The sequence below is a fragment of the Polyangiaceae bacterium genome, assembly GCA_020633235.1.
In the GTDB taxonomy this organism is placed as follows: domain Bacteria; phylum Myxococcota_A; class Polyangia; order Polyangiales; family Polyangiaceae; genus JACKEA01.
This window is the reverse complement of the sequence record JACKEA010000007.1, coordinates 400915-423890: the sequence shown is the minus strand read 5'-3', so window position 1 is coordinate 423890 and position 22976 is coordinate 400915. Positions and strand designations below refer to the sequence as shown.

The following is a 22976-nucleotide window of genomic DNA, read 5'->3' as shown; positions in this document are numbered from 1 at the left end:
GGCCTTTTCGACCCGGTAGCACGGGCGCCTTTCCGCGGTTCCATGCGATGGCACGCTCCCTGCTTTGACAAACGCCATGTCGGACAGCCTCGTACTGGTCGCGGAGGACGACGACGAGCTTCGCCGCCTGATGGTCGATGTCTTGAATCGAGACGGCTACCACGTCATCGCCGTGGCTGACGGAGCCGAGCTCTTCGAGTTCATGATCGACGCCTTGTGTGGCTCGCGAGCGGAGCCTGACGTGATCGTCAGCGACATCCGGATGCCGGGCTTTTCCGGCCTCGACGTTCTCAGACATCTCAGAACGGCGGACGCCCACGCCCCCGTGGTGCTGATCACGGCCTTCCCGACGGACGAGACACGACGCCGTGCGCAAGAGCTGGGCGCCGTGGCACTTTTGGACAAGCCCTTCGACCTCGAGGACCTGGTGCACGCCGTGCAGAACGCCGGCTCTTTTCAGAGTTGAACCGCAAAGGTGAAAGGCCCCGGCCTCGACGACCCACTCCTTGACGCGATTTCCACCACTTGAACGCCATCCGCGTCGGCACGGGTCCTGCTGGTGCAGCCGTCTGGAGAGGTTTCACGGCATGCGGGCTCAATCGTCACTCCGACACGTCGACTTCGACGCCACCCGCACCGCCGTCCCGCTTCGCAAGACCCGAGCCTTCATGAAAGAGCCCCGGATCCTCATCGCCGATCCTCAGTCCGAAACGACTGGGCGAATCTCGCCCCTCTTGCGCACCCTTTCGCCTCACGTCGTCGAAGCCGACGACGGCGAAGGCCTGGAACGCGCCGTCCTCGAGCAAGGCCCCTTCGACCTGGTCGTGTCGAATTCCAGGCTGCCCGGGCAGAGTGGCCTTCAGGTGCTCGCTCGAGTGCGCCAGGCCGGCGTGACGACGCCGTTCATCATTCTCGCTTCCCTGCACGAACACAGCCTGCGTGTATTCGTGAGCGATGGCGACGGCATCGTGCTGTCGAGTCGGATGGTCAACGCGGACAACTTCGCGACCCTGGCGGCAGACCTGATCGCCAAGTCCGCACGCTGACCCTATGCTTTCGGGGTGGCGGAGCCAAAGCGCCAGCTCGAGATCCAGCTCGGTCATCTGTGTAACAACCGCTGCGTCTTCTGCGTGAGCGGACAACAGACGGCCATGGGGCGCGCTCGTCCCATGGCGCCCGAGCCGGTGCTGGCGGAGCTCGACAAGGCAGCGGCCCAGGGTCACGAGAAGGTGACCCTGCTGGGTGGTGAGCCCACCCTGGCCCGGGGCTTCTTCGACATCCTTCGCCACGCTCAGCGGCTGGGCTTCCGCGAGATCGTGGTGTTCACCAACGGCGTGAAGACCGCTCGGGAGAGCTTCGTGGACGAAGTGTTGGCGGCGGCCCCCAACGTTTCCTGGCGCATCTCCATCCAAGGCGGAACGAAGGCCGCTCACGAAGCCACCACCCGCCGGCCTGGCTCCTTCGATCGCATCGTGGAATCCCTGGGTCACCTGGCGAAGCGACGCCAGCGCATCAGCGTGAACCTGTGCGTGGTTCGTTCCAACGTCGCGTCCCTGCCCGCGCTGCCGGGCTTGGTGCTCCCCTATGGCGTCCACCAGGTCCACCTGGACATGATGCGACCGCTGGACGCCGGCGAGCGCACGGACGACGAGCTCCGCGAAGCCATGCCGCACTACTCGGAGCTGGTCGAGCCGCTCCGGGAGATGGTGGCGGGCTTTCCCGAGGGGTTCGACGTGAACGTGGGCAACCTACCCTATTGCGTCGCACCGGATCTCGCCCGGGTGATCCATCACGACGGCGAAGAGACCTTCACGGTGGCCGTGGACGGTGAATCGACGCTCAGCGCGCCGTGGGACAAGTACTCCGTGAAGCGCCGCGACAAGCTCAAACCCGAGAGCTGCAGCGCGTGCGCCTTCGAGCCCCAATGCAGCGGTGTGTTCGAAACCTACGAGCGTTTCCACGGTCTCTCGGAGCTGGTTCCGGTCCCCCTGGCGCGGCTGCCGGAGCTCGACGTACTCGGGGTGGAGCTCTACGCCTTGGCCCGAGCGCTGGGGACGGACGCTCGAGCGATCCACGATGGCGAGAGCCAGCTCACGCTTGCAGACGGCCTGACCGTGGCCCTCACCGCTCCCGGCGGGGGCGCGGCGGCGACGGATCGCATCAGCCTCCACGTGGTCGATGGCCGTGGAACGATCGAGAGCTTGAACGAGATCTGGGAGCGCTTGCTCGAGCTGGGCCACACACCGGTGCACGCCCCGGGTCCAGACGCCATCGCCGGCGCCACCACCACGGCCATCGCTCGCCGCCTCGCCCGGTTGCGGGCCGTGGCGCCCCTCCGTCCCTTCACCTGGAATCGCGTCCGCACCGAGCGCGGAGGACGACGCGTCGTGCTCGAGCTATCCCACCCGGACACCCCGGCACGACTTTGGCTCGAGGACGACGCGAACGGCGTGCGGGGCGGCTACCAGCTCGACGGCACTCCCGACGCGGCGGCGCGGGAAGGTCTGCGCCGCGCTCTCGGCGTGCTGGGCGCCGTCAGCGATCGCCGCCCACGACCTTGATCGGCGCAGAGCCATCGCGATCCAGCATCACGGCTGCGGCTTTCTTCGCCGCTTCGCTCAGCCCGCCGTCGGAGCGCGCCGGTTGCCCGCCGGCGTCGCGTTTCGCCTCTGCCACCGCAGCGGAGTCCGTCGCCTTGCCCGCCTCTTTCGCCCCCGCGTCGCTCTCCTCTTCCACCACCGCACTGGCACTCGGCGCCGCCTTGGGAGCGCGCAGCGTGGACGCGGGGCTCGCCTTGGTGGGCGTCGGGCTCGGCAACGGCGCGGGCAGCTCGCGAGTCGCCGGCGATTCCTTCTCACTGAAGAAGACCACGCCCCCGGTGATCCCCGTGAGCAGCGCGAGCGCAGCCACTCCGATGATCAGCGGCGTGCGACGCGACGGCTCGGGTACCTCGGAAGTGGTCGACGTTCCGAACTGCTGCACCGTCATCGCCGGCTTGCGCTCCGGCTCCACGGCGACGGTATCCGCCTCGTGGATCTTGATGTCTCGCTCGGTGTCGGCTTCCCCCGCGTCGCCGAGCACCGAGGGCAGCACCGGCACGGCGCCCCACTCGTCGTCTTCTTCGGACACGGTGATCTGCATCTCCCGCGTCTCGTCCGACACCATGTCCCGCAGGGCCTCGGCCATTTCCCGCGCGGATTGGTAGCGATTGGTCGGCTCCCGGGAGCAAGCACGGGCGAACCACTCGTCGAAGCCGGCGGGCACTGGTCCCACCTCCGACGGCGTGGGCATTGGGCGCACGCAGATGCTCAGCACCAAGTCCCCGAGGCCGTCGCTCTCGAAAGGTCGCTTTCCCGTGAGGCACTCGAAGGCGATCACGCCCAGCGCCCACAGGTCCGTGCGGTAGTCGACTTCTTTGTTCCCCTGGGCCTGCTCCGGGCTCATGTAGAACGGAGTGCCCAGGAGCGATCCAGTGCGGGTCCGGGTTCCGCCCGGCCCTAGGGTGGCGCTCTCGACCTTGGCCACGCCAAAATCGAGCACCTTCGCGATCTCCGCGTCCTCGTTGGCCACCAGGAACACGTTCTCGGGCTTGAGGTCGCGGTGCACCACGCCCCCCTCGTGGGCGCGAGAGATGGCGCGGGCCACGTGGGTGATGATGCGCGACGTCTCCGCCGGGCTCAGGCGTTTGATGCGCCGGAGCCGCTCCGCGAGGGTCTCGCCCTCGAGCAGCTCCATCACCATGAACGGCGTGTCGTCGTCGATGCCGTAGTCGATGATCTGGACGACGTGAGGACTGCGCAGCGTCGCCGCGGACTGGGCCTCGCGATTGAAGCGCGCCAGCGCCTCTTCGTCCCGGGTCACGTCACGGTCGATGAGCTTCACGGCCACCGGCGCGCCGAGCACCAAATGCTCCGCCCGCCAGATGCTGCCCATGCCACCTTCCCCGAGACGCTCCTCGAGTCGGTATCGACCGGAGAGAACCCGCCCGGCCTTGGGTGCCGCTTTTGCCATGACCCTTTGGAGTCACCATAGCGCCTAGGCCCGGGGAAGGGTCGACGCCGTAATGATTCACCCAGAGAATACCACCGGTTAGAGCAGCTCCGCGAGCTGGGCAATGGCTTCTGGACGCCCAGCGTCCTCGGCCAAGAGCGGTAGCTCCACCCGGGGAAGGTTCAGGGCCCGAAGCCGCTCCAAGCTCTGTTCCTGTACCCGCTCGCGGATGGAGCGGCGGATCCCGCTGGCAATGGCTTCGTCCCCCGGGTCGGAACGGTTCAGGTCGCGCTCGGCCAAGAGCTGCTTGTGCTCCGCGTCGGAGAACAGCGGCTCGAGCACCCCGTTCACCACCAGTCGCGCCACCGGGAGCCCCAGCTCCCCCTGCACGGCGTCGATCAGCTCGATGGTCTCGTTGGTGGGCATGTCTTCGGGAATCGTCACCACCACCACACCGCTCTGCTTCGGATCCTGAAACATCTTCCAGGCCAGCTCGGCGTCCCGCCGCAGCACCCCAGGCGGCACCACGTCCACGATCACCTTGGGCACGCGCAACATGTCCAAGCCGTGACCGGTGGCGGGCGCGTCGAACAGCACCACGTCGAAGCGCTCGCTGCCGTCTTCTTGCTTCTCGGTGCTGTGGTACCAGGCCTTGCCCAGCATCGCCCACTCGAACAGGCCGGGCACACCGGCAAAGAAGCTGCGCACGTACTTGTTGTCGAACACCGCGGTGTAGAACGTTTCACTCCGCAGGATCATGCCGCCGTACTCCCGGAGCGCGACCTCCGGCGTCAGCTTCACGGCCCATACGTTGTCGGCAACCTTGCACACCTCCGGCGTCAGCGGCTCCACGTCGAACAGGCCGGAAATGCGCTCTTTCGCGTCGCATACGGTAACCAACACCCGCCGACCCTGGCTGGCGAAGGTCCGCGCCAGAGCTGCCGTCACCGTGGTCTTGCCCACGCCACCCTTGCCGGTGACGAACAAGAATCTGCGTTGGTCGATGGGCGTCATGGGGTTCTGGCCTTGCCAAGAAGGCTCAGGTTGGCCTTACTACCACGGTCTTGCGAGTGACCGATACGATGCGAAATCCCTGGTATTGCCTCGCCGCCATCGCAACCCTCGTGGCGGTCTCGGGCTGTGACAAGAAGTCCACGGACGCCGCGCCCAGCGCCGTCCCCAGCGCCTCTGGTCCCCCCGCCGCCGCGCTGCCCCCGCCCATGAAGCTGCCGCCCCCATCCGGACCGCGTCTCGCGATCCTCGCGGGTCAGGGGCTCGGTCCCATCCGCCTGCATGCCAAGGTGGAAACCGTCGAACGTCACATGCAGGCGCCCTGCGAGGTCCGCACTCCCAAGCTCTGCCGTTACATCCACCGCGCCGCAGAGTTCTTGCTCGACGACGAGGGCCGCGTGCGTGCCATCCACGTGCACCGCGTGGGTCGCTCCGCGGGCACCGCGCCGGATGGCGGCACGCTGATCTACGGCGTGTTCAACGGCGCCATCCCACCGGATCTCGCCTTCGGCATGCTGCCCACGGCCATCCAGCAGCAGCTGGGTCCGCCCAAGAAGGTGATCCCCGGCGACGCGGGCGCAACGCCGGGCACCGTCGAGCAGCACGTCTACGACGGCATGGTCATCGAGTACGACCGCATGCCCAACGGCCAGCTCGTCATGGGTGGCGTGCGCATCCCCGACTGACGGATCTTCAGATTGTCGGTCCGCCGCGGAACCTCGCGGCGCGCGCGTCACGCCCCGGCACACGCCTTCGCCAGCACCACGACGGCAAAGACGGCGGCGACCAGGAGCAGCACCAGCCAGGCACTGTTCCAGCTCTCCGTCCGCGCGCCTTTCCGCGCCCTCGCCCTCGGCTTGTCACTCTTCTTCGCCGGGGCCGGCTCCGTCTCGGTGCGCACGACCACGCGGCCGTCCATGGGCGCGCGCAGCACGGTGCGCGTGGGGCGCACGCGGTAGCCGCCGTCCCGCGCGTCGGGATCCTGCTCCAGGCACGCCTCCGCCTCGACTTGGACTTCCTGGCCGTCCAAGAGCAGCGACTCCGCGCCGACCAACTTGAGCGTCGCGATGCCGTCCGCGGCGCCGGTGCTCATGAAGTAGCGGCTCTGCTCCAGGATGTAGCGCTGCTGTCCGTCGAGGGTCTTGCTCACGTGACAGCGCCCCGAACGGTGCGCGCGAATGGCGCAGAGCAGGGTGTACAGCTTGCGCAGCGTCTTGCGCTCGGAGCGGAGGGCGTCCGCCATCTCGTTGCCCTTCTTGCGGGCACGTTCCGCGAGCTTTGCCAGGCGCTCTTGCACGGCGTGGATGTCGGCGTCCACCACCTCCGCCGCTGCCGTGGCGGAGCGACCGAGATCCAACGTGAAGTCCTGCATCACGACCAGCACGCGGCCGGAGTCGTCCTCGACCCAGAAGTCCTGCGCATCGTGCTCGCCCCCCGCGTTGTCCGCCAGCGAATAGCACAGGCACGCGAGACCGCTCCGCGGCGCACTGAGAGGCGCGACGCCGGTGCTCTTCGCGCGGCCGCGAACGCGCACCGGACCGGGCGTCAGATCCGCGATGCGCGGCGTGTCGGCGGAGGAGGGCATGAAGGCCGCGCTACTACTTCGACTGCATGCGTGCGCGGACGAGCAAGTCTGCGACGCCCAACACGGGTGCCCAACGATCCAGATAGGCGTCGTCCAGTCTGCCCCGCTGTACCTTCAAGACACCGAGCACGTCGTTCCACTGACGCTCGGAGATCTCGTTGCCCTTGCGATACCAATCCAGCTTCTGCAGCACTGTGTCTTCGGGGGTGGCAAAGTACGCGGTGGTTCCTTCGGCGATCACATGGAGCTCGCGGCGGTCCATTTCCGTTTGCGCCAACCGATCGCGGGTCAAGACGAAGACGTCGACCTTGAAGCCGGATTCGTCGTGAATCACGTTGAAGGAACCTCCCCGCGCCACCGCGTCGCGAATCATGTCCGCGTCGACGTAGAATTCGGACGATAGCTGCTCAGCGAGCTGGTCGGCGAGACGGCCCGGCATCTCGGCCAGGAGGTCGGCATCGTGGGAGGACCGAGGTATCCCGTGAAGCGAGCTCGCCAGAGATCCGCCAATCAGATAGCGCAGTCCCAGCGCCTCGAACGCGTGCGCAACGCGAAGCGCGACGGACAGCTCCAGATCCATTCAACGGCCCTTCACGTCGGGATCCCACCCATAGACACGGCGCATCGTGTCCGCGTCGAGCCACAGCGCGGCGAGACGGAGCTGCATTTCGCGCTCGTCGATGTCACCGTACCAGCGGCGGATCCGGCTACGCGCGAGCGTCAGAGCCGCGCTGCGCAGCTCTGATGCGCGATGCAGGCGCTCGGCCGGGGTCATGCGTCGCAAGTGCGCGATCATGACCTCTTCGGCGGCTGCGTCAGTGTCGTCCACGCTGCGATGGTACCACCGAGCGACGGGCTGGGATCGACGGCGGTGTCGGGGCGCGACGGGTATCGCGCCGCACCAACAAAAGGATCGAGCTAGAGCTCGCGGACGCGTCGGCGCTCTTGCACCATGTGCTGGGTGACGCTGCGCTGCGCTTCCGGCGGTTCCACCAGCGTCCAGACGTCGTGCTCCGGACGACCTCCGGCGCATTCCAAGAGCACGTCCGCGGCGCGCTCCGGCTCGATAAGATCTGCGGCGCGCCCGGGGAGCTGCACCACGGCGGAGCGCGCGCAGAGGCCCTCCAACGTGGCGAGCATCTTCTCCACCACGTGACGAAACACGCGCTCGTCCAGCTCGCGCTCGGGCCCCACACCAAAGAGCAGCACCTTGTCGAAGGGCAGCTTGGGCTTGCCGGGCACCAGCACCACTTCGCCCAGCTCGCCGGTGACGATGCCCTCCTCCATCAAGCGCGAGATGCGGCCGGCCAAGCGCCAGTCGACCAAGCCCGCCACGCCATGGGGTGGTCGCTCCTGCTCCGCAGTGCAGGCCACGAGCACCTCGGTTCCGGCTAGATCGAGCTTGCGCAGGTGCGGAGCGATGAACCGAAGGTCCATCAGGCTTCGTCCGTGCGGCCGCAGTCGTTGGCGATGCGATCGAGCACGCCGTTCACGAAAGATCCGGATTCCTCGGTTCCGAAGCGTTTGGCGAGCTCCACGGCCTCGTCGATGATCACCGCGCGGGGTACGTCTTTCTCCCTGAGCAGCTCGTAGGTGGAGAGCCGCAGCAGATTGCGATCCACGCGCGTCATGCGCTCCAGCCGCCAGTTGGTGCTCGCCGTGCGAATACGCCCGTCGATCTCTTCCAGCGCGGCGGCCACGCCCTTCACCAGGCCGTCGGCGTAGGGGCGACCTTCGGCGTCTCCCGGCATCTCGCGCCAGTAGTCGTGGATCACCTGCGCGGCATCGGCTCCGCTGATCTCGATCGAGAACAGCATCTGCAGCGCGGCCTCACGCGCGGTGGACCGAGCACCCATGGCTCACAGCCCCGCGTCGGAGAGAGCCTTGCCCAGGCTCACCATCTCGATGGCGGCCATGGCCGCGTCGAAACCCTTGTTGCCGGCCTTGGTGCCCGCGCGCTCGATGGCTTGCTCGATGGTGTCCGTGGTGAGCACGCCGAAGATGACCGGCACGCCGGACTGAGCGGACGCCATGGCCACGCCCTTGGCGGCCTCGGAAGCGACGTAGTCGAAGTGCGGCGTACCGCCGCGAATGACGGCGCCCAGCGCGATGACCGCGTCCAGCTTGCCGCTCTTCGCGAGGCGCGAGCACATGAGCGGGATTTCCCAAGAGCCCGGCACGTGCACCAGCGTGATGCGATCCGCGCTCACCCCGTGTCGGGTGAGGCCATCCACGCAGCCGGAAACCAGCTGCTCCACGATGAAGGAGTTGAAGCGCGACGCCACCAACCCGAAGCGGGCCTTGGGCGGCGCGACGAGCTGACCTTCGAGACTCTTGGGCTCTGCCATGGGGGGCACCGACGTTAGCACGGCCTACGCCAAGAGAATCGTGCGATCGAGACGCTTCACGCGCTCGAAATCCGAGTCGAAGGTGAGCAGACGTGCACCTGCCTCGATGGTGGTCGCAGCAATCCAGACGTCGTTCACCGGGATCGGCGTCCCGGCGCGGCGCAGCTCCGAGAACAGCGCACCGTATTGCCGTGCGACTCTTTCGCTCACCGGCAGCGTCGACACGAAGGGTTCCTCGAGGAACTCCTCCAGCGTGGCGACGTTCTCCTTCGTCCGACTTCCCAACTGGAACGCAGCCTCAAGCTCTCCCAATACGATCGTCGGCAGGAGCACGGTAGCCGCCTTGGCCACGATGTCCTGCACTTTGGGGTGTCCACGTCGAAGGTGCGAGTAGGCGGACGTGTCCAGCACCACATCCATTTCAACCCCAGAGGTCCTCGTCGACCTGCCGCTGCGCTTTCAAGCCGAGCGAGAACTCCTCTGCATCGGCTTCTGTCCAAGTGGCGTAACGCTCGAGACGGCGCCGTCGCGCATCGACCCCCGTCGCCTGTTCCAACAAGAAGAGAACGGTAGCGTTGACGCTCTCGCCCCGAGCTCGACTCAACTCCTCGAGCTTCGACGAAAGCTGTGGGGAGACACCCCGAACTGTGATTTGTTTCGCCATGACATCACGAATCTACGATCGTGATGTCATAATGTCAAACAAGCCAAATACCTGAAACCACTAAACCTTCTTCATCGAGACGAGTGGGACGCTCTCCACCACTTCCAGGCCGTAGCCGTGGATGCCGGCGATCTTCCGGGGGTTGTTGGTGAGCAGGCGGATGCGGTGCAAGCCGAGCTCCCGCAACACCTGGGCGCCGAGGCCGTACTCCCGAAGGGTGCCGCCATGGGCGCGGGAATCCGGCTTGGGCGCAGCGACGGGCGAGCTCTTCAGCCGCTCCGTGAGGGCCATGAGCTCGTGACGGAGATCACACCGCGGCGGCAGGTACACCACCACGCCGGAGCCCTCCGCCTCGATGGCGTCGATGGCCTCCGCCAGGTGCCGCCCGCCCTCGCTCACGGTGGAGCTGAAGGTGTCCGCCAGCGTGGAGCCGCTGTGCATGCGACACAGCACCGGCTTGGCAGCGTCGATCTTGCCGCGCACCAGCACGAGCAGCTGACGATCTTCCACCGTGGCGCCGTACACCATCGCGCGCCAGGTGGTGCCCGTGCGGTCCATCACGATGTCCGCCTCGTGGAGCTTTTCCACGAGCTGCTCCTTCTGCAGCCGGTAGCGGATCAGATCCGCGATCGTCAAAATGCGAAGGCCATGCTCCCGGGCAAAGGCTTCGAGATCCGGCATGCGCGCCATGCTGCCGTCGTCGTTCATGATCTCGCAGATCACGCCGGCCGGCGTGAGCCCCGCGAGGCGCGCGAGATCCAGCGAGCCTTCCGTTTGCCCCGCGCGCACCAAGACGCCCCCGCGGCGCGCCCGCAGCGGGAACACGTGCCCTGGCGTCACCAGATCCGACGGCTTCGCCTCTGGTGAGATGGCGACCTTCACGGTGTGCGCGCGATCCGCCGCGCTGATGCCGGTGGTCACGCCCTCCGCCGCTTCCACGCTCACCGTGAACGCCGTGCCCAGCGGCGGTCCGTTCTTGCCGGGAGGCTGCATCATCGGCAGCTCCAGCCGCTCCACCTGTCCCTCCGTGAGGGTGAGGCAGATCAGGCCGCGACCAAACTTGGCCATGAAGTTGATGGCCTCCGGCGTGACCATCTCCGCAGCCATGGTCAGATCGCCTTCGTTCTCGCGATCTTCGTCGTCCACCAAGATGACCATCTTGCCGGCGCGAATGTCGTCGATGGCTTGCTGCACGCGCGCCAGCGGCTCGGGATCGATGTCCAGCGGGCGCGGGGGAATGGATTGGGGCATGGGTTCAGTCTTTGGAGAGGAAGCCGGCGCGTGACAGCGCATCGACCAGGGAGTCTTCTCCGCCAGCGGCGGAGCCGCCCCGCTCTAGATAGTGCACGACGTAGCGCGCCAACAGATCCACCTCGAGATTCAGCTCGCTCCCTGGGCGAAGCGCCGAGAAATTCGTCACTTCCCGCGTGTGCGGGATGAGCATCAGCTCGATGTCGCTCGCGCCGGTGGCGTTGATGGTGAGCGACACGCCGTCCAGCGTGACCGAGCCTTTGGGCGCCAGATAGCGCATCAGCTCCGCCGGTGGCGCAATCGCGACGCGCCACGCTTCGCCCACCGGCGTGACCTCCGTCACGCGCGCCACGCCGTCCACGTGACCACTGACGAGATGTCCGCCCAGGCGATCCCCGAGCCGCAGCGAGCGCTCCAGGTTCAACGCGCCGCCGACGCCCACGCGGCCCAGCGTCGTCTTTTCCACCGTCTCTTCCGAGACGTCCGCGCCGAAGGCGCCGTCCCGGATGTCCACGACGGTGAGGCACGCGCCGTTCACCGCGATGGACTCACCCATCTCGAGCGGCGCGAGGTCCGTTTCGATCGTGAGGCGATAGCCCGGCCCGCGGCGATCGCGCCCTCGAAGCTTGCCCGTCGTCTCCACCAAGCCGGTGAACATGCCGCTCCATACCACCAGAGCGAGTCGGCATGGACCCGCCGGCCCCCGGTTTTCTTTTGTCGGTCCGCCGCGGAAACGCCGCTTCGCGAGGTGCCGCGGCGGACCGACATGAAAACGAAAACCGGCGACCGCCGCCGGCGAAGCGCGGTTTCGCCAGGGTGCAAACCAGGGTTTGAAGGTGTTTCTGCGTGGCACGCGGCGTGCTGTGGCCTGACGCATGCACCCGACGCGAGTACGGAACTTCTCAAGAGCATGGAGCAGTGGCCGCGCGGGGTTGGGGTTCCCCGCGCGGGGTGTGGGGCGCAGCCCCACCGGGAAAACCGGCGAGGCCGGCGCAGACCGGCTACCGTTTCAACTGAGTCGCAATGCGGTCTCGTGTCACGAATCAGCAAGAAGCAGTAGGCTGGAGGTCGTGAGTGACGCTCCGAGCTTCGTCATACTGCGATACCGAGTCCGCCCGGACCTGTCGCAATGGGTGCTCCCTGAGGGCACCGTGCCAGAGTCCGTCTTTCACGACCAAACCGCGAATCACATCCATGCCGTGCTGAGCGCGTGGGCGGCGCGGCAAGACCATGCGATGCAGGTCGCACGCAATTTGGCGATCCGCTTTCTGGAGCAAGCGCCCAGCGTGGGCATCGATCCCGACGTGTGCGTGCTCGATCCCGCGGCACCGGAGGGCGACCGGCTGAACAGCTTGTGCTTGTGGAAGCCGGGCCATGTTCCCCCTCGGGTTTGCTTCGAGATCGTGAGCCCGAAGCATCCGCACAAGGACTACCGGGACGTGCACGAACGCTACGCCGCCATTGGAGCTCGAGAGCTGGTGATTTTCGATCCGCTGATGGCCGGCCCTGCCTCCATGGGTGGCCCCCTCGCGATCCAGCTATGGCGGCCGGACGTGACAGGCGCTTTCGAGCGGGTGGCAGCGGGCGATGGCCCCGTGTACTCCGAAGCGCTGGCCTGCTGGCTCCGTGCGGAGGACGGAAAGCTCGTCCTCAGCGACGACCGCGAAGGCGCCCGGCGCTGGCTCAGCGAAGCCGAGGAGCAGCGCGCCGAAAAGGAACGCGAGCGTACGGACAAGGAGCGGGCGTTGGCGCGCGTGGCGGAGCTCGAAGCGCGACTCGCAAAGTGACCGCCCAGTCGGGTGAATTCCGTAGAAGCGTCTCCGGTGCTGGCATACGAGTCGGTCATGGTGTGGGTGCACTCGCAACATGGCGTGCCATGGACCGCGTCCAAGATGCGGCGCGCGCGAACGGAGCTGCGAGAAGGAGCATCGCTGGGTTTCGCCTTTGGCGCGGATCCCCACAAGAAGCTCACGGAGCTGTGGGACAAGGTTCTCAGCCAGCGTCCGGATCTCGTGCTTCACGTGTGGAGCACACGGAGCGGGAAGCGTCTTTCCAGTGAGGACCTGGCGGCACTGACGGGGCTGCGACAGCTTCGCAGGTTGGAGCTGAGCGGCTTTTCGAACAAGACGCTGAGCGAGCTCGCCCAGCTGAAAGCGCTCACCTGGCTCACGATCCGCGGAAGCCTGAAGAGCCTCGCGTTCCTCGAGTCCCTCTCCAAGCTGCAACGGCTCTCCGTGGTCGGAGCGGTGCCCGATCTTTCACCGATTGGGGCGTGTGGTCGCCTCCGCACGTTACTGCTGCAGTCGGCGACCCTCCGCTCCCTGGGTTTCGTCGAGCACCTGCCCCGGCTGCAGAAGCTCGTGATCACGGGCGCCACCGTGGAGTGCGATCTCGCGCCCCTGTGCAATGTCCCCAAGCTCACGGAGCTGAGCGTGAGCTCGAACCGCAACCTGCGGGACGCTGCCTTCCTCGAGCGCATGACGCGGCTCCAGTCCTTGCGCTTCGACCAGCCACTCGTCAAAGAGCTCCCGAGCTTGGCGCGCCTGACCCAGCTCAGGGACGTACACTTTCAAGGCATGAAGGCGTGGAGCAATCCCGAAGCCCTGGAGAGCTTGCCGCGCGTTCGCTCGATCGTGCTGCGCGAGATCAATCCGAAGCTCGATGCAGAACGGTTCTTCTTTCTCGCGCACCTGAAGGGGCTCCGACACCTGGACGTACGCTGGATCGACTACGGCAAGCGGCGCCGGGAGAAGCTCGACGCCTATCTGCGGGAGCACGTGAAGCCGTCGGTCCTGCCCCAGTAGCTACGTTTGGCGACACAGCTGATCGACCCGCCGGAGCAGGGTCGGCACGCGAAACTCGCCGTGCATCGAACGCACGGCGGCGCTGGCTTCGGCGAGGGGCATGCCCTCGGCGGTGACGAACAGCGGCCGTTTGCTGTCGGCTCGGAGCACGCGCGCGGCGCCGGTCGCGCCCTGGAAGAAGTTCTTGGCGACGCCGACGACGGCGGCTTTTCCTTCCAGGGCCTCGTACAGGTGAGCGCCGAGGCCCTTGCGCCCATTTTCGTCGAGCCACACGTAAGCGTCGATCACGACGATGCTCGGCAGGGCGGGTAGCAGCTCGAGGCCGGCCAAGAGCGGCGGCAGCTCCCGGCGGTAGAATTCGCCGGGCTGGTAGTCGCCAATGCCGTGCACGGCGGTGGTGTGCTCGCTGTTGGGATCGGCGTCAGTCCAGTGCTCGAAGGTGATGCACGCGACGAAGGCGCGGTCACTCGCGTACTGGACGTCGAGGGCGGCGATCATGTCCGAAGCGCGGCTATCCTGACACGAACGCGCTCAGCTGGCGCGCCGAAGCGAAGCGGCTAAGCTCGGCGCCATGAGGGCAGCTTTCTTGTTGGGCTTGGGAGCCACGGCTCTGATCGCGTGCAGCAGTGGCGGTGGTGGTGGCGGCGGCGCGACGGACGCCGGCGCGGGCACCGGCGGCGTGGGCGCCGCGGGATCCGGTGGCGTGGGGCTCGCGGGATCGGGCGGTAGCGCCGGCGCGGCGGGCGCGGCGGGTGCCTCAGGATCGTCGGGGGGTCTTGGCGGCGCATCTGGCTCGGGCGGCGCGGCGGGTTCCTCGGGCGGCTCGGGCGGTGCGGCGGGTTCCTCGGGCGGCGCTGGCGGCGCGGCGGGAGCGGGGGGCTGCACACCGAACACGGGCACCACCTGTCAGGGCAATGGCCTGTACTGGGTCGATAGCTGCAACAACATCGGTCCTCTCAAGGAGACTTGCCCGAGCGGCTGCAGCGGCAACGCCTGCGTCCAGTGCACCGCGAACACGAGCACTACGTGTCAGGGCGGAAACCTGTACTGGGTCGACAGCTGCAACAAGGTCGGGTCACTGAAGGAGACCTGTCCCAACGGCTGCAGCGGTAACGCCTGTGTCCAGTGCACCTCCCACGCTTCGAAGAAGTGCTCCGCCGGCGCTTCGTATTGGTACGACAGCTGCGGCAAGAAGGAAGAGCTGTTCCAGAGCTGCAGCGGCACCTGCACCAACGGCCAATGCGATGCCAAGACCTGGCGCTGCGTCACGACGGTGGCTCCCGCGTGCACCTGTATCATCACGGACAACGCGCTGAGCTACCCGGACGCTTCCTGCCCGAGCTCGCCCTGTTGTTTCACGTACACGTCCACTTCCGGGAGCACATGCTTCTGCGGCAACTACGACACTCAGACCTGCAACGCGTACATCTCGAGCTACAACGGTGCGAAGAAGAGCTCGTGTCCATAGCGGTTGTCAGCGGGCGGGAGCTGAGGCACTCTGGAGAATCCGGAGGGAAGCATGAAGCGAGCTCGTAACGTCCTTGTAGTGTCCGCCGCCGCGTTTCTTTTTTGTCTCGGAAGCGCGGATGACGCCGAGTCGGCGTCCAACGGCATCAACGCGCTGATCGCCGTCGCCCAGCAGAAAGCTGACCAAGCCAACTCGGACGCCTTGGAGGCCGCCAAGAAGCAGCGCAGCCTGATCAAGAAGACGAAGGACAAGAGCGCACAGGCGCGGCTGAACGAGCTCGCCAAGCTCAACACGCAGCACGCAAAGACCTACGCCCAGCTCGCCAAGCAGCTCAAAGAGGTGCGGGTACAGCTGAGCAAGACGAACTGCGACTGACGCTCGCCGAAGGCGTGTGCACACCGGCATCGGCTTGGCAGGGACAATCACGCAGCCGAAACATCTCCGCTCGACCAAGCAAGCGTCGTGCCTCTATTTCCGATGGCGCACGTGCCGGCTGACGCTTCAGTAGTTCGCGGAAGAGTGAAACGCGACGGGAATCGCGCCGGACCAACAAAGGCAACGACTCGAGGGGAGTCGAAGCTGTACATGTCTCGGGTTCCGTTTGCTCCCCGGCTAGCGGCCGCCAGCGTGTGTCGCCTTGCGGTGGGCGCGGCGGCGTTGGTCTTGGCCATTCCCATCGAGCGGGCACTGCACGGAATCAGCTTTCAATATCGCTACGTGGAGACGACGGACGTCGCGATTTCGGCGACGCTCGCCATGCTCACGCTCGGCTTCTTCGCCACCCGTGAGCCCCGAAGCGTCAAAGAAGGATCCACGGTGTGGATCGTCGGCGGCGGCGCGTCGGGGATCGCTGCGGCGCTGGGCGTGTGTGCCTTGGTGAGCTGTCGATTGCAGCACCTCCGGGGCTCGCTCTTGGACTTGCTGCTGGGAGCGGCAGGGGGAGTGCTGTTCGGCATGCTGTGCTCGTTGCCGGCGCGGGAGCTGCGCGCCGCGCGGAGCGACCAGACGCATTCCGCACAAGACGTGCAGATCGTGAACACCTGCGCGTGGCTGTGCGGCGTGGTGGGTGTGTCAGCGCACTTTGCGGAGAGCGTGGAGTGGCTGTATCTGGCCGCCGGCATCGCGACATGCGCGCTCGGCGCGATGCTGTTGGCGACGACGCGTTACGTGCTCCGCCGGCGCTGGCTGCGGCGTGTCTTCGCGGGCGCGGACGCGCAGTGGGAAACGGACGCCACGAGCACCATCGCCAGCGCGCTGCCCGCCCTGGAGCTGCTCCCGTGGTGGAGCGACGAGCGCACCCTGGTGCGCGTGCTCCCCGCCACCGGCGCCGCCTATCGCACGGCCACGCGCCGCACGGACGTCGCCCGCGTGATCCCGTCGATGCGGATTTGAGCGAAGCTCACGACGTGACGGTCGCGAGCAGCTCGCCGGACTCGGAGTAGCACTCGAGGGAGAAGTGCGCGCCCGTCCCTCGCAAGACGTCGGCGACGAGTCGCACGTTGATGGTCACCTCCGCCACCAAGCCATGGATCAAGAAGGGCCGCTCCGAGTCCAGAACGAGCTCGGCGAACGGTGCTTCGAGCCTGTGCTCCTCGAAGCCACATTTGTGCACTTCCCAGCCGGCGTTCGCAAACGCTTGGGCAATCGCCTCGCGCGATGCGCTGGTCTCGATACTGCCGTAGAGATTGCTCGCGTCGGGCAGCTGCCACTTTGGCGGGCTCGGATCGCGATATCCCATCGATGTCCCTCAAGGTACCTACTGGCGCTGGCCGCTCAAGCCGCCCCGCTTCGAGGCCATTCCGGAACCGATCCGCCAGCAGGCCCAAGCGCTCGGCTTCAACCCCGCGCCGTGGGTGGTGCACGGCCCCACGCCACCGATGCCCACGCCGAATTTCATCGGTCCGGAAGGCTTCGTGAAGCTCGAGGTGTACTCCGGCCGGCGCGTGTATCTGATGACGATGTTCGACGACGGCCACGCCGTTTCCACTTCGCCGCTGGGCAAGGCGAACCGCAGAACCGAGTACCTGGACGCGACCGGCGACCTGCGAGCGGACTACCTGGCGCACCTTCGTGCCGTGGCGGAGCGCGTTCGCCGCTCCGGCAGTCGGCCGCTGTATCGCACCACGCCCAAGGCGTTCTCCGCGGTTTGGAAGTTGTTCCCGCTGTACCAGGTGAACGAGGCCATGGCGCTCCTGATGCTGGTCCTGCCTGCGTTGATCTTCTTCGCCCTGTTTCAGGTGGCGCGGACACTCATGCGCTGACCGGCCAGCGTCCCATCACGTAGCTCGCGACCAACGCCGCGTGGGACAGCGGCCGCGAGAGATCGTCCACGTCCGCGTTCGTCTCGCGACGACTATCGACCGTGATCTCGACGGACATTTCGCCGCGCTTTGCTCACGAATCCTGATCGAACGTGAGGACTCCGCATACAGCCAGCGTATCCGAGTCCACGCTGCGGCGCAGGTAGTCCAACGCGGCGTCCCCCTGGGCGAAGTCGATGATCCCAACGAAGAACCCTGGCGTGAACGCGGACGCAGGTGCGCCCACTGCCGTCGTACGAACCGCCGCCGTGGCTCGCCGGCAAACTCGAGCCAGCATGTCGATGTGTTGTTCCCAGAGTTGCTCGAACCGCTCATCACTGACTGTGAGGGAAAGCAACGGCTCGTAGAGCAGCGCGACGCGCTCGTGAGCGGTGTGGATGATGTCCCAACGCCAGTCGGGCGGGTGCCAACGAACGCCCGGATCGACGGCTTCCGAGCTCATGCCGAACGCAGGCGCGGCAATCTTGGACCCGTCGCCGTACAGTAGCCAGAACGCCCCCGCGTAGAAGCGCTCTCTCGTATTTGCGTTCGCGGTTGCAGATATCGCATCGATGACAGCATCGAACCACGCAGCTTCGAACCGTTGCCAATCCATGGTTACCCTCCGCCCGATCGTTTGTTGGTCCGCCGCGGAACCACCCGTTCTACCGAGCGCGACGCCCGCGGACGAGCACCACGACAACCACGATGCCCGCCACCACGACGACGAGGAGCACCGCGAGCCACGGACTGCCACTGACGCTGAATACGAAGTCCGAGTGCGCATCCGGGAGCGCCTGGAACGCGGGGGACCCCGAGGGTGTCGGTGTTGACCAGGCCATGCCCAGGGCCCATCTTGCCGCACGTGTCGTGGCTCACAAGGGCACTACGTCGCTATCGCCGAGCACAACGGCGCGCTCGACAAGACGAGGGACGCCGACGAAAGACCGGGGCGCGGCTCACGCGGCTGGTGCATTCACGCCTGGAGAGACAGGCGCAGGAAGAAATCGCATCGTGCGGGCCACCGGTTCCCCCTTGGGTGAAGTTCCCTGACGTTCCAAGCTCGACCTCTCTGGCGTGGCGCATGGGCTACGGCGAAGCCTACCTTCGCTTCACGTTCTTCCCGTGGTGGCGGCGTCTCGGTAGCGCGCAGAAGCTCTGCTACCTCGACACTTGGAGCGCGCCGCGCGACTGGCGCAGGTTGCTGCTCGAGCTTTCTCTGCCGTGAGCGAACGGAGATAGGATGTACACGTCCTATTTTCCACGCACCTCACCCCCCCGGATCCCAGGGGTGTTGGCTCGCCGCGGAATCGGATCTGGACGCCGCCCGGTCCCGAATCCGTAACGCCCCCCGGAGCTCACACGACGATGAAGACGACCGTCACCTGTCCCAAGTGCAACAACCGGCGAATCCTCCATGTCTCGTCCATTCAGGACAAGTCGCCCAGCATCAAGCGCGACGCCGTCCTCTCGGTCAGCGCCAAAGCGCCGCTCACCACGCTGGGGCGCTGGACCAACGAAGGCGTCTTCGAGTGTTACATCTGCGCCAACTGCGGCTACACCGAGTGGTACACGAAGGACCCCGACGACATCACCGTAGATGGCGACGTCGTCCGCGTCCTCGAAGTCCCCGACTCGAGCCCGTACCGCTAATGCTCGGGATACTGCGACACAATCTGACGCACGTCCGAAAAGCGGACATCGGGGGCGGGTTTGGCGAGTGAACGGCCTCGGATGTCCGCCATTCGGACATGGTGCCACCCCTCCGAGCCTGGACGGTTTTCCGGGTGGTTCCGCGGCGGACCAACATGAGCTTGCTACGGTTGGGTAAACCCGGCACCTTTGGGCGGCAGCCCGTGCTTCGTCTCCCGCATACGCTTCTGTTCCTGGCGCCGCTCGCCGTCGTGGCGGTCCACGCCTGCGGCCCGAGCGTGTCGACGATCTACGAGGGGAACATCCGTTTCGAGCATTGCTATCGGCTCGATCTGGATCCGGAAATCGCACCCACCCACCGCCTGGCGTGCTGGCGGGAATGGACGGAGCGCTACACCTACGGGCAGACGCGGGACCGGCTGGAGTACGCGCGGCGGCGCATCCGCAAGCTCGAGTCTGGGGACACCTCGCGTCCACTGCTCCACACCGAGCCCGACGCCTCGGCCCCGCCGGAGCCGCCCGCACCTGACGAAGCTCCGGTCCCGACCAGCGTCCACAAGCCTCCACCGCCCACGTCGAAGCCGGCCGTGAGCGCCACTCCCGAGCCCGAACCCGAGGCCGGACCGCCACCTCCAAAGGCCGAGTGCAGCACTGATTGCCGAACGAAATGGGACAGTTGCGAGAGCACGTGCCCGCAAGATGCGGGGAAGCCCGACGCCAAGTGCGCACACTGTAAGCGGGACTACCAGTCGTGTATGCAGCGTTGCTTCAAGTGAGCGCATAAGTTGACGCCCGCTCGGGACCAGCGCTAACCACGATGACGCACCGATGACATTTTCGCACCCGGCCCTGTTGGACGCCTCTTCGAGCGCTTTGGCCACTCCGCTGCCCCGGGTGCTCCGCCCCCAACGGGCGGTCCCGTCGGACACGGTTCGGCCCACCCGCGCGGAGATCAATCTCGCGAATCTGCGCCACAACCTGCGCGTCCTCCAGCGCATGGCGGGCGGCGCCGAGGTGTTCAGCGTGCTCAAGGCGGATGGCTACGGCCACGGCGCCAAGGCCGTCGCTCGCACCCTGGAGCGCGCCGGCGCGAACCGCATGTGTGTGGCGCTCTTGGAAGAGGGCATCGAGCTGCGGCAAGCCGGGATCCGCGCACCCATCATCGTGATGGGCGGCCACTACGGCCGCGCCTGGGGCGAGCTCCTGCGCCACGACCTCACCCCCGTGGTGCACGACGTCGGGCAGATCCAGGACCTCGCAGAAGAGGTGCGTTACGCCTCTTCCGGTCCCATCGGCGTGCACCTCAAGATCGACACCGGCATGTCCCGTCTGGGGGCAATGCCCAGCGAGATGCCGGCCATGGCGGAAGCCTTTGCCCGCCACCGCGAGGTGCGACTCGACGGCGTGATGACCCACTTCGCCTGTGCCGACTCGGGCGACACCAGCAGCATCGACGAGCAGCTCGACGTGTTCGAAGGCGCTTGCGGCATCCTCCAGGCCCGGGGCGTCCACATTCCGCTGCGTCACGCCGCCAACAGCGCCGCTCTCATCAAGAGCCCGCGGGCTCGCTTGAACGCCGTGCGCCCCGGCATCGCCATCTTCGGCGTGGCCCCGCAGCCCGGAATGGTTCCGGAGCTTCGCCCCGTGATGCGCATTCGCAGCGAGGTCGTCGCCCTGCGCAACATCCCCGTGGGCGCCACCGTAGGCTACGGCGCCACCTGGCGCGCGGAGCGCCCGAGCATCATCGCCACGCTGCCCATGGGCTACGCGGACGGCCTCAATCGCGCGCTCTCGAACCGCGGCAGCGTCCTCGTTCGCGGCCGTCGCGCCCCCATCGCCGGCGTCGTCAGCATGGACATGACGATGGTGGACGTGACGGACATCGACGGCATCAAGATGGGCGACGAGGTCGTCGTCATCGGTCCGCAGAAGGGTCCCTTGGGCGACGACACCATCAGCGCCGAAGAGGTCGCCGCGGATCTGGGCACCATCCCTTGGGAGGTGCTCACCAGCGTGTCCCGCCGCGTGCCGCGTTTCTATCGCGAGCCCTGAGCGCGCGGTCCCAGGTCGTAGATGTTCACGTCCACGCCCTCGGCGTAGTGGACGATGGGCGGCGCTCCTGAAACCGGCAACCCCGAGGCAGGCACGATCTCGTCTTCGATCTCGATCACCTCGGCGCGCTGCACCGGGTACGGCGTGTGGTGCACCTGTCCCGTCCAGATGCGCCCGCCCTTCTCCAGGTGCAGCAAGTAGCGCTCCACCAAGAAGTGCTCGAAGCTGCCCGGCTTGGAATCTCCCAGCGCCTCGCCGACTTCATAGCTCAGTTCCAGCTTTGGTTTTGTCGGTCCGGCGCGCTGGACTCCGTAACGGACCCGCTTTGCGTCGCGCTGCTGGGTCATGCGCGCGAAGTAATAGGGCAGGCCCCACACGGAGCGGGCCACGGCCACGGCAATGCGCGACGCTGCGTCGAGGGACAAGAAGTAGACACCCGGATCTTCGCCGTCCACGTGCACGTAGGTGCGCACGTTCGTCTCCAAGAAATCGAACGCCAGTGCGTCGGGGGACCAACGCGGACGGACGCCCTCCATCCCGAAGGTGACGAGCCCCACGTACGCACTGCCGTCGAAGGTGTCGACGGTGAGCCCGCGCGGCACGACCTTCGCGAGCTCCGTCTCGGGCACCTCCCAGTGCATGAAGCACAGGGTGCGCCAGCGCTGGTAGCCGCGAATCGGCGTTCTCGGCATCCGCGTGGGACCAACGCGGTCAATCATTTCAGCAGCGCGTCGACCTTCGCGGCGCAGATGAAATCGTTGTTCGACAGTCCCTTCACGGAGTGCGTCGAAAAGCGCACCACGCACTTCGCGTAGCTCACCTCCAGGTCCGGATGATGATCCTCGCCGTTGGCGATCCACGCGACGGCGTTCACGAACGCCATGGTGCGGTAGAAGTCGTCGAAGCCGTAGCTCCGCTCGATGCTCGAGAGATCCGTAGCGGCGCTCCACTCGGGCACTTGGCGCAGGAGCTCGTCGACGCGGGGCTGGTCGAGCTTGTCGACCTTCGGTTGGCAGCTCTGGGTGGTCAGATCGGTCATGGGTCCTCCTCTCAGGGGTCGGCGATGGTGAGCAGTCGCTCTTCGTTCATGGCAGACGCGACGGGAGCCAGGCGAGCGTCCGCCTTGATGGCGGCGATCAGCCCTTGCATCGCGGTCAGATAGGCTTCGCCGAAGAGCTCGCCCCGGAGCAGCTGCAGCCGCAGGAACACCCCGGCGGTCTGAGCCACGTCGCACAGGCAGTAGTCGCGGACCTCGGCCAGGCGGCCCGCGTGGACCAGCGGGCCGACGTCCTTGCCGTCCACCCCCACCTTGCCGGGCATGCCGCAGAGCTTGGCCACGATGTCGAGGCGTGCCGGTTTGGCCGCCCCGAAGTCCGCGATGTAGTCCATCAAGTCCAGGTGGCCGTCCGGGGAGAAGCGATAGCGCACGTCCCGAGACCGGTAGTAGTGCCGCAGGCTGACCCCGTGGCGCAGGCAGCGGGAGGCGATCACGGGCAGATCGAAGCCGCGGCCGTTGAAGGTGATCATGTCCGGCCGGTGGCGATCGAGGAAGCGCGCGAAATCGCTGAGTATCCCCGCCTCCTCCTTGCCCTCCCCGATGACCCCGATGCGCTGTACTGCGTAGTTCTCGTCGAACAGCAGGGCACCAATGACGACCACCCGGTGATGGGGCGGGGCGGGCAGGCGTTCGGCCTCACTGGACTCGGCGATGGGAAGCTCGGCGTCCAGGACGGTCTCGATGTCGAGCACCAGGAAGGATTTGGTCACGTCGCCATGATGCTCCGAACGCCAAAAGCCTCCAAGGCCTGGATGAGGCTCCGAAATCTCACTATTTACGGACACTTGACAGG

General features: G+C 66.7%; 33 protein-coding genes. 14 read left to right on the top strand and 19 right to left on the bottom strand.

The genetic code is table 11. The features are described 5' to 3' along the window. Window positions 1-76 precede the first annotated feature (76 nt). From H6717_35235 to H6717_35225, 3 genes are all read left to right on the top strand, one after another. Window positions 77-466, top strand: coding sequence for a response regulator (locus tag H6717_35235; protein MCB9582343.1), 390 nt, complete (start codon window positions 77-79; stop codon window positions 464-466). Between the two features lie 121 nt (window positions 467-587). Beyond that, on the top strand, window positions 588-1046 hold the full coding sequence (locus tag H6717_35230; GenBank protein MCB9582342.1) for a response regulator: 459 nt from the start codon (window positions 588-590) through the stop codon (window positions 1044-1046). 15 nt (window positions 1047-1061) lie between these two features. Then, window positions 1062-2561 (top strand): radical SAM protein, encoded by a 1500-nt coding sequence (locus H6717_35225; GenBank protein MCB9582341.1) that lies wholly within the window; start codon window positions 1062-1064, stop codon window positions 2559-2561. Here H6717_35225 and H6717_35220 read toward each other — a convergent pair. Beyond that, window positions 2536-4011 (bottom strand): serine/threonine protein kinase, encoded by a 1476-nt coding sequence (locus H6717_35220; protein ID MCB9582340.1) that lies wholly within the window; start codon window positions 4009-4011, stop codon window positions 2536-2538. The genes H6717_35225 and H6717_35220 overlap by 26 nt on opposite strands. A gap of 78 nt (window positions 4012-4089) precedes the next feature. Further along, window positions 4090-5004: an ArsA family ATPase gene (locus tag H6717_35215; protein MCB9582339.1), complete on the bottom strand. Its 915-nt coding sequence runs from the start codon at window positions 5002-5004 to the stop codon at window positions 4090-4092. 68 nt (window positions 5005-5072) lie between these two features. Here H6717_35215 and H6717_35210 point away from each other — a divergent pair, with 68 nt between their 5' ends. Then, a complete protein-coding gene (locus tag H6717_35210) occupies window positions 5073-5687 on the top strand; it encodes a hypothetical protein (GenBank protein MCB9582338.1) in 615 nt (204 codons plus the stop codon). 47 nt (window positions 5688-5734) lie between these two features. On the opposite strand, the gene H6717_35205 is transcribed toward H6717_35210, so the two are convergent. From H6717_35205 to H6717_35160, 10 genes are all read right to left on the bottom strand, one after another. Beyond that, window positions 5735-6586 (bottom strand): hypothetical protein, encoded by an 852-nt coding sequence (locus tag H6717_35205; protein MCB9582337.1) that lies wholly within the window; start codon window positions 6584-6586, stop codon window positions 5735-5737. 13 nt (window positions 6587-6599) lie between these two features. Next, window positions 6600-7166, bottom strand: a complete 567-nt coding sequence (locus H6717_35200; GenBank protein ID MCB9582336.1) for a hypothetical protein — start codon at window positions 7164-7166, stop codon at window positions 6600-6602. Then, window positions 7167-7415: a hypothetical protein gene (locus H6717_35195; protein MCB9582335.1), complete on the bottom strand. Its 249-nt coding sequence runs from the start codon at window positions 7413-7415 to the stop codon at window positions 7167-7169. It abuts the gene before it with no gap. An 89-nt stretch (window positions 7416-7504) separates the two neighbouring features. Then, entirely contained in the window at window positions 7505-8023 is a 519-nt protein-coding gene (locus tag H6717_35190) for a leucyl aminopeptidase (protein ID MCB9582334.1), read from the bottom strand. Continuing rightward, window positions 8023-8442 (bottom strand): transcription antitermination factor NusB, encoded by a 420-nt coding sequence (gene nusB / locus H6717_35185; protein ID MCB9582333.1) that lies wholly within the window; start codon window positions 8440-8442, stop codon window positions 8023-8025. The genes H6717_35190 and nusB overlap by 1 nt, the downstream gene beginning before the upstream one ends. Before the next feature lie 3 nt (window positions 8443-8445). Beyond that, entirely contained in the window at window positions 8446-8934 is a 489-nt protein-coding gene (locus H6717_35180; GenBank protein ID MCB9582332.1) for a 6,7-dimethyl-8-ribityllumazine synthase, read from the bottom strand. Between the two features lie 24 nt (window positions 8935-8958). After that, the gene (locus H6717_35175) at window positions 8959-9345 is read right to left on the bottom strand and encodes a type II toxin-antitoxin system VapC family toxin (protein MCB9582331.1); all 387 of its coding nucleotides are present in this window, start codon (window positions 9343-9345) and stop codon (window positions 8959-8961) included. A 10-nt stretch (window positions 9346-9355) separates the two neighbouring features. Then, complete coding sequence (locus tag H6717_35170; protein ID MCB9582330.1) at window positions 9356-9598, bottom strand: hypothetical protein; 243 nt, start codon at window positions 9596-9598, stop codon at window positions 9356-9358. A 60-nt stretch (window positions 9599-9658) separates the two neighbouring features. Next, entirely contained in the window at window positions 9659-10849 is a 1191-nt protein-coding gene (gene ribB / locus H6717_35165; protein MCB9582329.1) for a 3,4-dihydroxy-2-butanone-4-phosphate synthase, read from the bottom strand. Between the two features lie 4 nt (window positions 10850-10853). Beyond that, window positions 10854-11507, bottom strand: a complete 654-nt coding sequence (locus H6717_35160; GenBank protein MCB9582328.1) for a riboflavin synthase — start codon at window positions 11505-11507, stop codon at window positions 10854-10856. Between the two features lie 412 nt (window positions 11508-11919). On the opposite strand from H6717_35160, the gene H6717_35155 reads away from it, so the two are divergent. Both H6717_35155 and H6717_35150 read left to right on the top strand, forming a co-directional pair. Then, window positions 11920-12636 carry a Uma2 family endonuclease gene (locus H6717_35155; protein ID MCB9582327.1) on the top strand — a complete coding sequence of 239 codons (717 nt, stop codon included), beginning with the start codon at window positions 11920-11922 and terminating at the stop codon, window positions 12634-12636. A gap of 36 nt (window positions 12637-12672) precedes the next feature. Continuing rightward, the gene (locus H6717_35150; GenBank protein MCB9582326.1) at window positions 12673-13653 is read left to right on the top strand and encodes a hypothetical protein; all 981 of its coding nucleotides are present in this window, start codon (window positions 12673-12675) and stop codon (window positions 13651-13653) included. Here H6717_35150 and H6717_35145 read toward each other — a convergent pair whose 3' ends face one another. Then, window positions 13654-14151, bottom strand: a complete 498-nt coding sequence (locus tag H6717_35145; GenBank protein MCB9582325.1) for an endonuclease V — start codon at window positions 14149-14151, stop codon at window positions 13654-13656. It abuts the gene before it with no gap. Between the two features lie 73 nt (window positions 14152-14224). Between H6717_35145 and H6717_35140 the strand changes: the two genes are divergently transcribed. The 3 genes from H6717_35140 to H6717_35130 all read left to right on the top strand — a co-directional run bounded on the left by H6717_35140 (window position 14225) and on the right by H6717_35130 (window position 16513). After that, the gene (locus H6717_35140) at window positions 14225-15121 is read left to right on the top strand and encodes a hypothetical protein (protein MCB9582324.1); all 897 of its coding nucleotides are present in this window, start codon (window positions 14225-14227) and stop codon (window positions 15119-15121) included. Window positions 15122-15172: 51 nt separating this feature from the next. Then, the gene (locus tag H6717_35135) at window positions 15173-15496 is read left to right on the top strand and encodes a hypothetical protein (GenBank protein MCB9582323.1); all 324 of its coding nucleotides are present in this window, start codon (window positions 15173-15175) and stop codon (window positions 15494-15496) included. A gap of 252 nt (window positions 15497-15748) precedes the next feature. Then, entirely contained in the window at window positions 15749-16513 is a 765-nt protein-coding gene (locus H6717_35130) for a hypothetical protein (GenBank protein MCB9582322.1), read from the top strand. A gap of 7 nt (window positions 16514-16520) precedes the next feature. Here the strand turns inward: H6717_35130 and H6717_35125 are convergent, their stop codons facing one another. Then, entirely contained in the window at window positions 16521-16859 is a 339-nt protein-coding gene (locus H6717_35125) for a hypothetical protein (protein MCB9582321.1), read from the bottom strand. 139 nt (window positions 16860-16998) lie between these two features. On the opposite strand from H6717_35125, the gene H6717_35120 reads away from it, so the two are divergent. Next, window positions 16999-17382: a hypothetical protein gene (locus H6717_35120; protein ID MCB9582320.1), complete on the top strand. Its 384-nt coding sequence runs from the start codon at window positions 16999-17001 to the stop codon at window positions 17380-17382. A 133-nt stretch (window positions 17383-17515) separates the two neighbouring features. Here the strand turns inward: H6717_35120 and H6717_35115 are convergent, their stop codons facing one another. Both H6717_35115 and H6717_35110 read right to left on the bottom strand, forming a co-directional pair. After that, window positions 17516-18037, bottom strand: coding sequence for a hypothetical protein (locus tag H6717_35115; GenBank protein ID MCB9582319.1), 522 nt, complete (start codon window positions 18035-18037; stop codon window positions 17516-17518). Between the two features lie 49 nt (window positions 18038-18086). Further along, a complete protein-coding gene (locus H6717_35110; protein MCB9582318.1) occupies window positions 18087-18263 on the bottom strand; it encodes a hypothetical protein in 177 nt (58 codons plus the stop codon). Window positions 18264-18460: 197 nt separating this feature from the next. Here H6717_35110 and H6717_35105 point away from each other — a divergent pair, with 197 nt between their 5' ends. From H6717_35105 to alr, 4 genes are all read left to right on the top strand, one after another. After that, a complete protein-coding gene (locus H6717_35105; protein ID MCB9582317.1) occupies window positions 18461-18649 on the top strand; it encodes a hypothetical protein in 189 nt (62 codons plus the stop codon). A 140-nt stretch (window positions 18650-18789) separates the two neighbouring features. Continuing rightward, window positions 18790-19074, top strand: coding sequence for a hypothetical protein (locus H6717_35100; GenBank protein ID MCB9582316.1), 285 nt, complete (start codon window positions 18790-18792; stop codon window positions 19072-19074). 203 nt (window positions 19075-19277) lie between these two features. Beyond that, complete coding sequence (locus H6717_35095) at window positions 19278-19850, top strand: hypothetical protein (protein ID MCB9582315.1); 573 nt, start codon at window positions 19278-19280, stop codon at window positions 19848-19850. 52 nt (window positions 19851-19902) lie between these two features. Beyond that, window positions 19903-21126, top strand: a complete 1224-nt coding sequence (gene alr, locus H6717_35090) for an alanine racemase (protein ID MCB9582314.1) — start codon at window positions 19903-19905, stop codon at window positions 21124-21126. On the opposite strand, the gene H6717_35085 is transcribed toward alr, so the two are convergent. From H6717_35085 to H6717_35075, 3 genes are read right to left on the bottom strand one after another with little or no spacing between them, the layout of a single operon-like run. Next, on the bottom strand, window positions 21111-21818 hold the full coding sequence (locus H6717_35085) for a DUF2071 domain-containing protein (protein MCB9582313.1): 708 nt from the start codon (window positions 21816-21818) through the stop codon (window positions 21111-21113). The two genes, alr and H6717_35085, sit on opposite strands and share 16 nt — an antisense overlap. Window positions 21819-21841: 23 nt before the next feature. Continuing rightward, entirely contained in the window at window positions 21842-22165 is a 324-nt protein-coding gene (locus H6717_35080) for a 4a-hydroxytetrahydrobiopterin dehydratase (GenBank protein ID MCB9582312.1), read from the bottom strand. An 11-nt stretch (window positions 22166-22176) separates the two neighbouring features. Next, a complete protein-coding gene (locus H6717_35075) occupies window positions 22177-22893 on the bottom strand; it encodes a ribonuclease H-like domain-containing protein (GenBank protein MCB9582311.1) in 717 nt (238 codons plus the stop codon). Window positions 22894-22976: the final 83 nt, after the last annotated feature.

Excerpts from the sequence above, each read along its gene's own strand:
- H6717_35235 (MCB9582343.1), top strand. The coding sequence starts at position 77 with ATGTCGGACAGCCTCGTACTGGTCGCGGAGGACGACGACGAGCTTCGC.
- H6717_35230 (MCB9582342.1), top strand. The coding sequence starts at position 588 with ATGCGGGCTCAATCGTCACTCCGACACGTCGACTTCGACGCCACCCGC.
- H6717_35220 (MCB9582340.1), bottom strand. The coding sequence starts at position 4,011 with ATGGCAAAAGCGGCACCCAAGGCCGGGCGGGTTCTCTCCGGTCGATAC.
- H6717_35215 (MCB9582339.1), bottom strand. The coding sequence starts at position 5,004 with ATGACGCCCATCGACCAACGCAGATTCTTGTTCGTCACCGGCAAGGGT.
- H6717_35210 (MCB9582338.1), top strand. The coding sequence starts at position 5,073 with ATGCGAAATCCCTGGTATTGCCTCGCCGCCATCGCAACCCTCGTGGCG.
- H6717_35205 (MCB9582337.1), bottom strand. The coding sequence starts at position 6,586 with ATGCCCTCCTCCGCCGACACGCCGCGCATCGCGGATCTGACGCCCGGT.
- H6717_35200 (MCB9582336.1), bottom strand. The coding sequence starts at position 7,166 with ATGGATCTGGAGCTGTCCGTCGCGCTTCGCGTTGCGCACGCGTTCGAG.
- H6717_35190 (MCB9582334.1), bottom strand. The coding sequence starts at position 8,023 with ATGGACCTTCGGTTCATCGCTCCGCACCTGCGCAAGCTCGATCTAGCC.
- nusB (MCB9582333.1), bottom strand. The coding sequence starts at position 8,442 with ATGGGTGCTCGGTCCACCGCGCGTGAGGCCGCGCTGCAGATGCTGTTC.
- H6717_35180 (MCB9582332.1), bottom strand. The coding sequence starts at position 8,934 with ATGGCAGAGCCCAAGAGTCTCGAAGGTCAGCTCGTCGCGCCGCCCAAG.
- H6717_35170 (MCB9582330.1), bottom strand. The coding sequence starts at position 9,598 with ATGGCGAAACAAATCACAGTTCGGGGTGTCTCCCCACAGCTTTCGTCG.
- ribB (MCB9582329.1), bottom strand. The coding sequence starts at position 10,849 with ATGCCCCAATCCATTCCCCCGCGCCCGCTGGACATCGATCCCGAGCCG.
- H6717_35160 (MCB9582328.1), bottom strand. The coding sequence starts at position 11,507 with ATGTTCACCGGCTTGGTGGAGACGACGGGCAAGCTTCGAGGGCGCGAT.
- H6717_35145 (MCB9582325.1), bottom strand. The coding sequence starts at position 14,151 with ATGATCGCCGCCCTCGACGTCCAGTACGCGAGTGACCGCGCCTTCGTC.
- H6717_35140 (MCB9582324.1), top strand. The coding sequence starts at position 14,225 with ATGAGGGCAGCTTTCTTGTTGGGCTTGGGAGCCACGGCTCTGATCGCG.
- H6717_35135 (MCB9582323.1), top strand. The coding sequence starts at position 15,173 with ATGAAGCGAGCTCGTAACGTCCTTGTAGTGTCCGCCGCCGCGTTTCTT.
- H6717_35125 (MCB9582321.1), bottom strand. The coding sequence starts at position 16,859 with ATGGGATATCGCGATCCGAGCCCGCCAAAGTGGCAGCTGCCCGACGCG.
- H6717_35120 (MCB9582320.1), top strand. The coding sequence starts at position 16,999 with ATGCCCACGCCGAATTTCATCGGTCCGGAAGGCTTCGTGAAGCTCGAG.
- H6717_35115 (MCB9582319.1), bottom strand. The coding sequence starts at position 18,037 with ATGGATTGGCAACGGTTCGAAGCTGCGTGGTTCGATGCTGTCATCGAT.
- H6717_35110 (MCB9582318.1), bottom strand. The coding sequence starts at position 18,263 with ATGGCCTGGTCAACACCGACACCCTCGGGGTCCCCCGCGTTCCAGGCG.
- H6717_35100 (MCB9582316.1), top strand. The coding sequence starts at position 18,790 with ATGAAGACGACCGTCACCTGTCCCAAGTGCAACAACCGGCGAATCCTC.
- alr (MCB9582314.1), top strand. The coding sequence starts at position 19,903 with ATGACATTTTCGCACCCGGCCCTGTTGGACGCCTCTTCGAGCGCTTTG.
- H6717_35085 (MCB9582313.1), bottom strand. The coding sequence starts at position 21,818 with ATGCCGAGAACGCCGATTCGCGGCTACCAGCGCTGGCGCACCCTGTGC.
- H6717_35080 (MCB9582312.1), bottom strand. The coding sequence starts at position 22,165 with ATGACCGATCTGACCACCCAGAGCTGCCAACCGAAGGTCGACAAGCTC.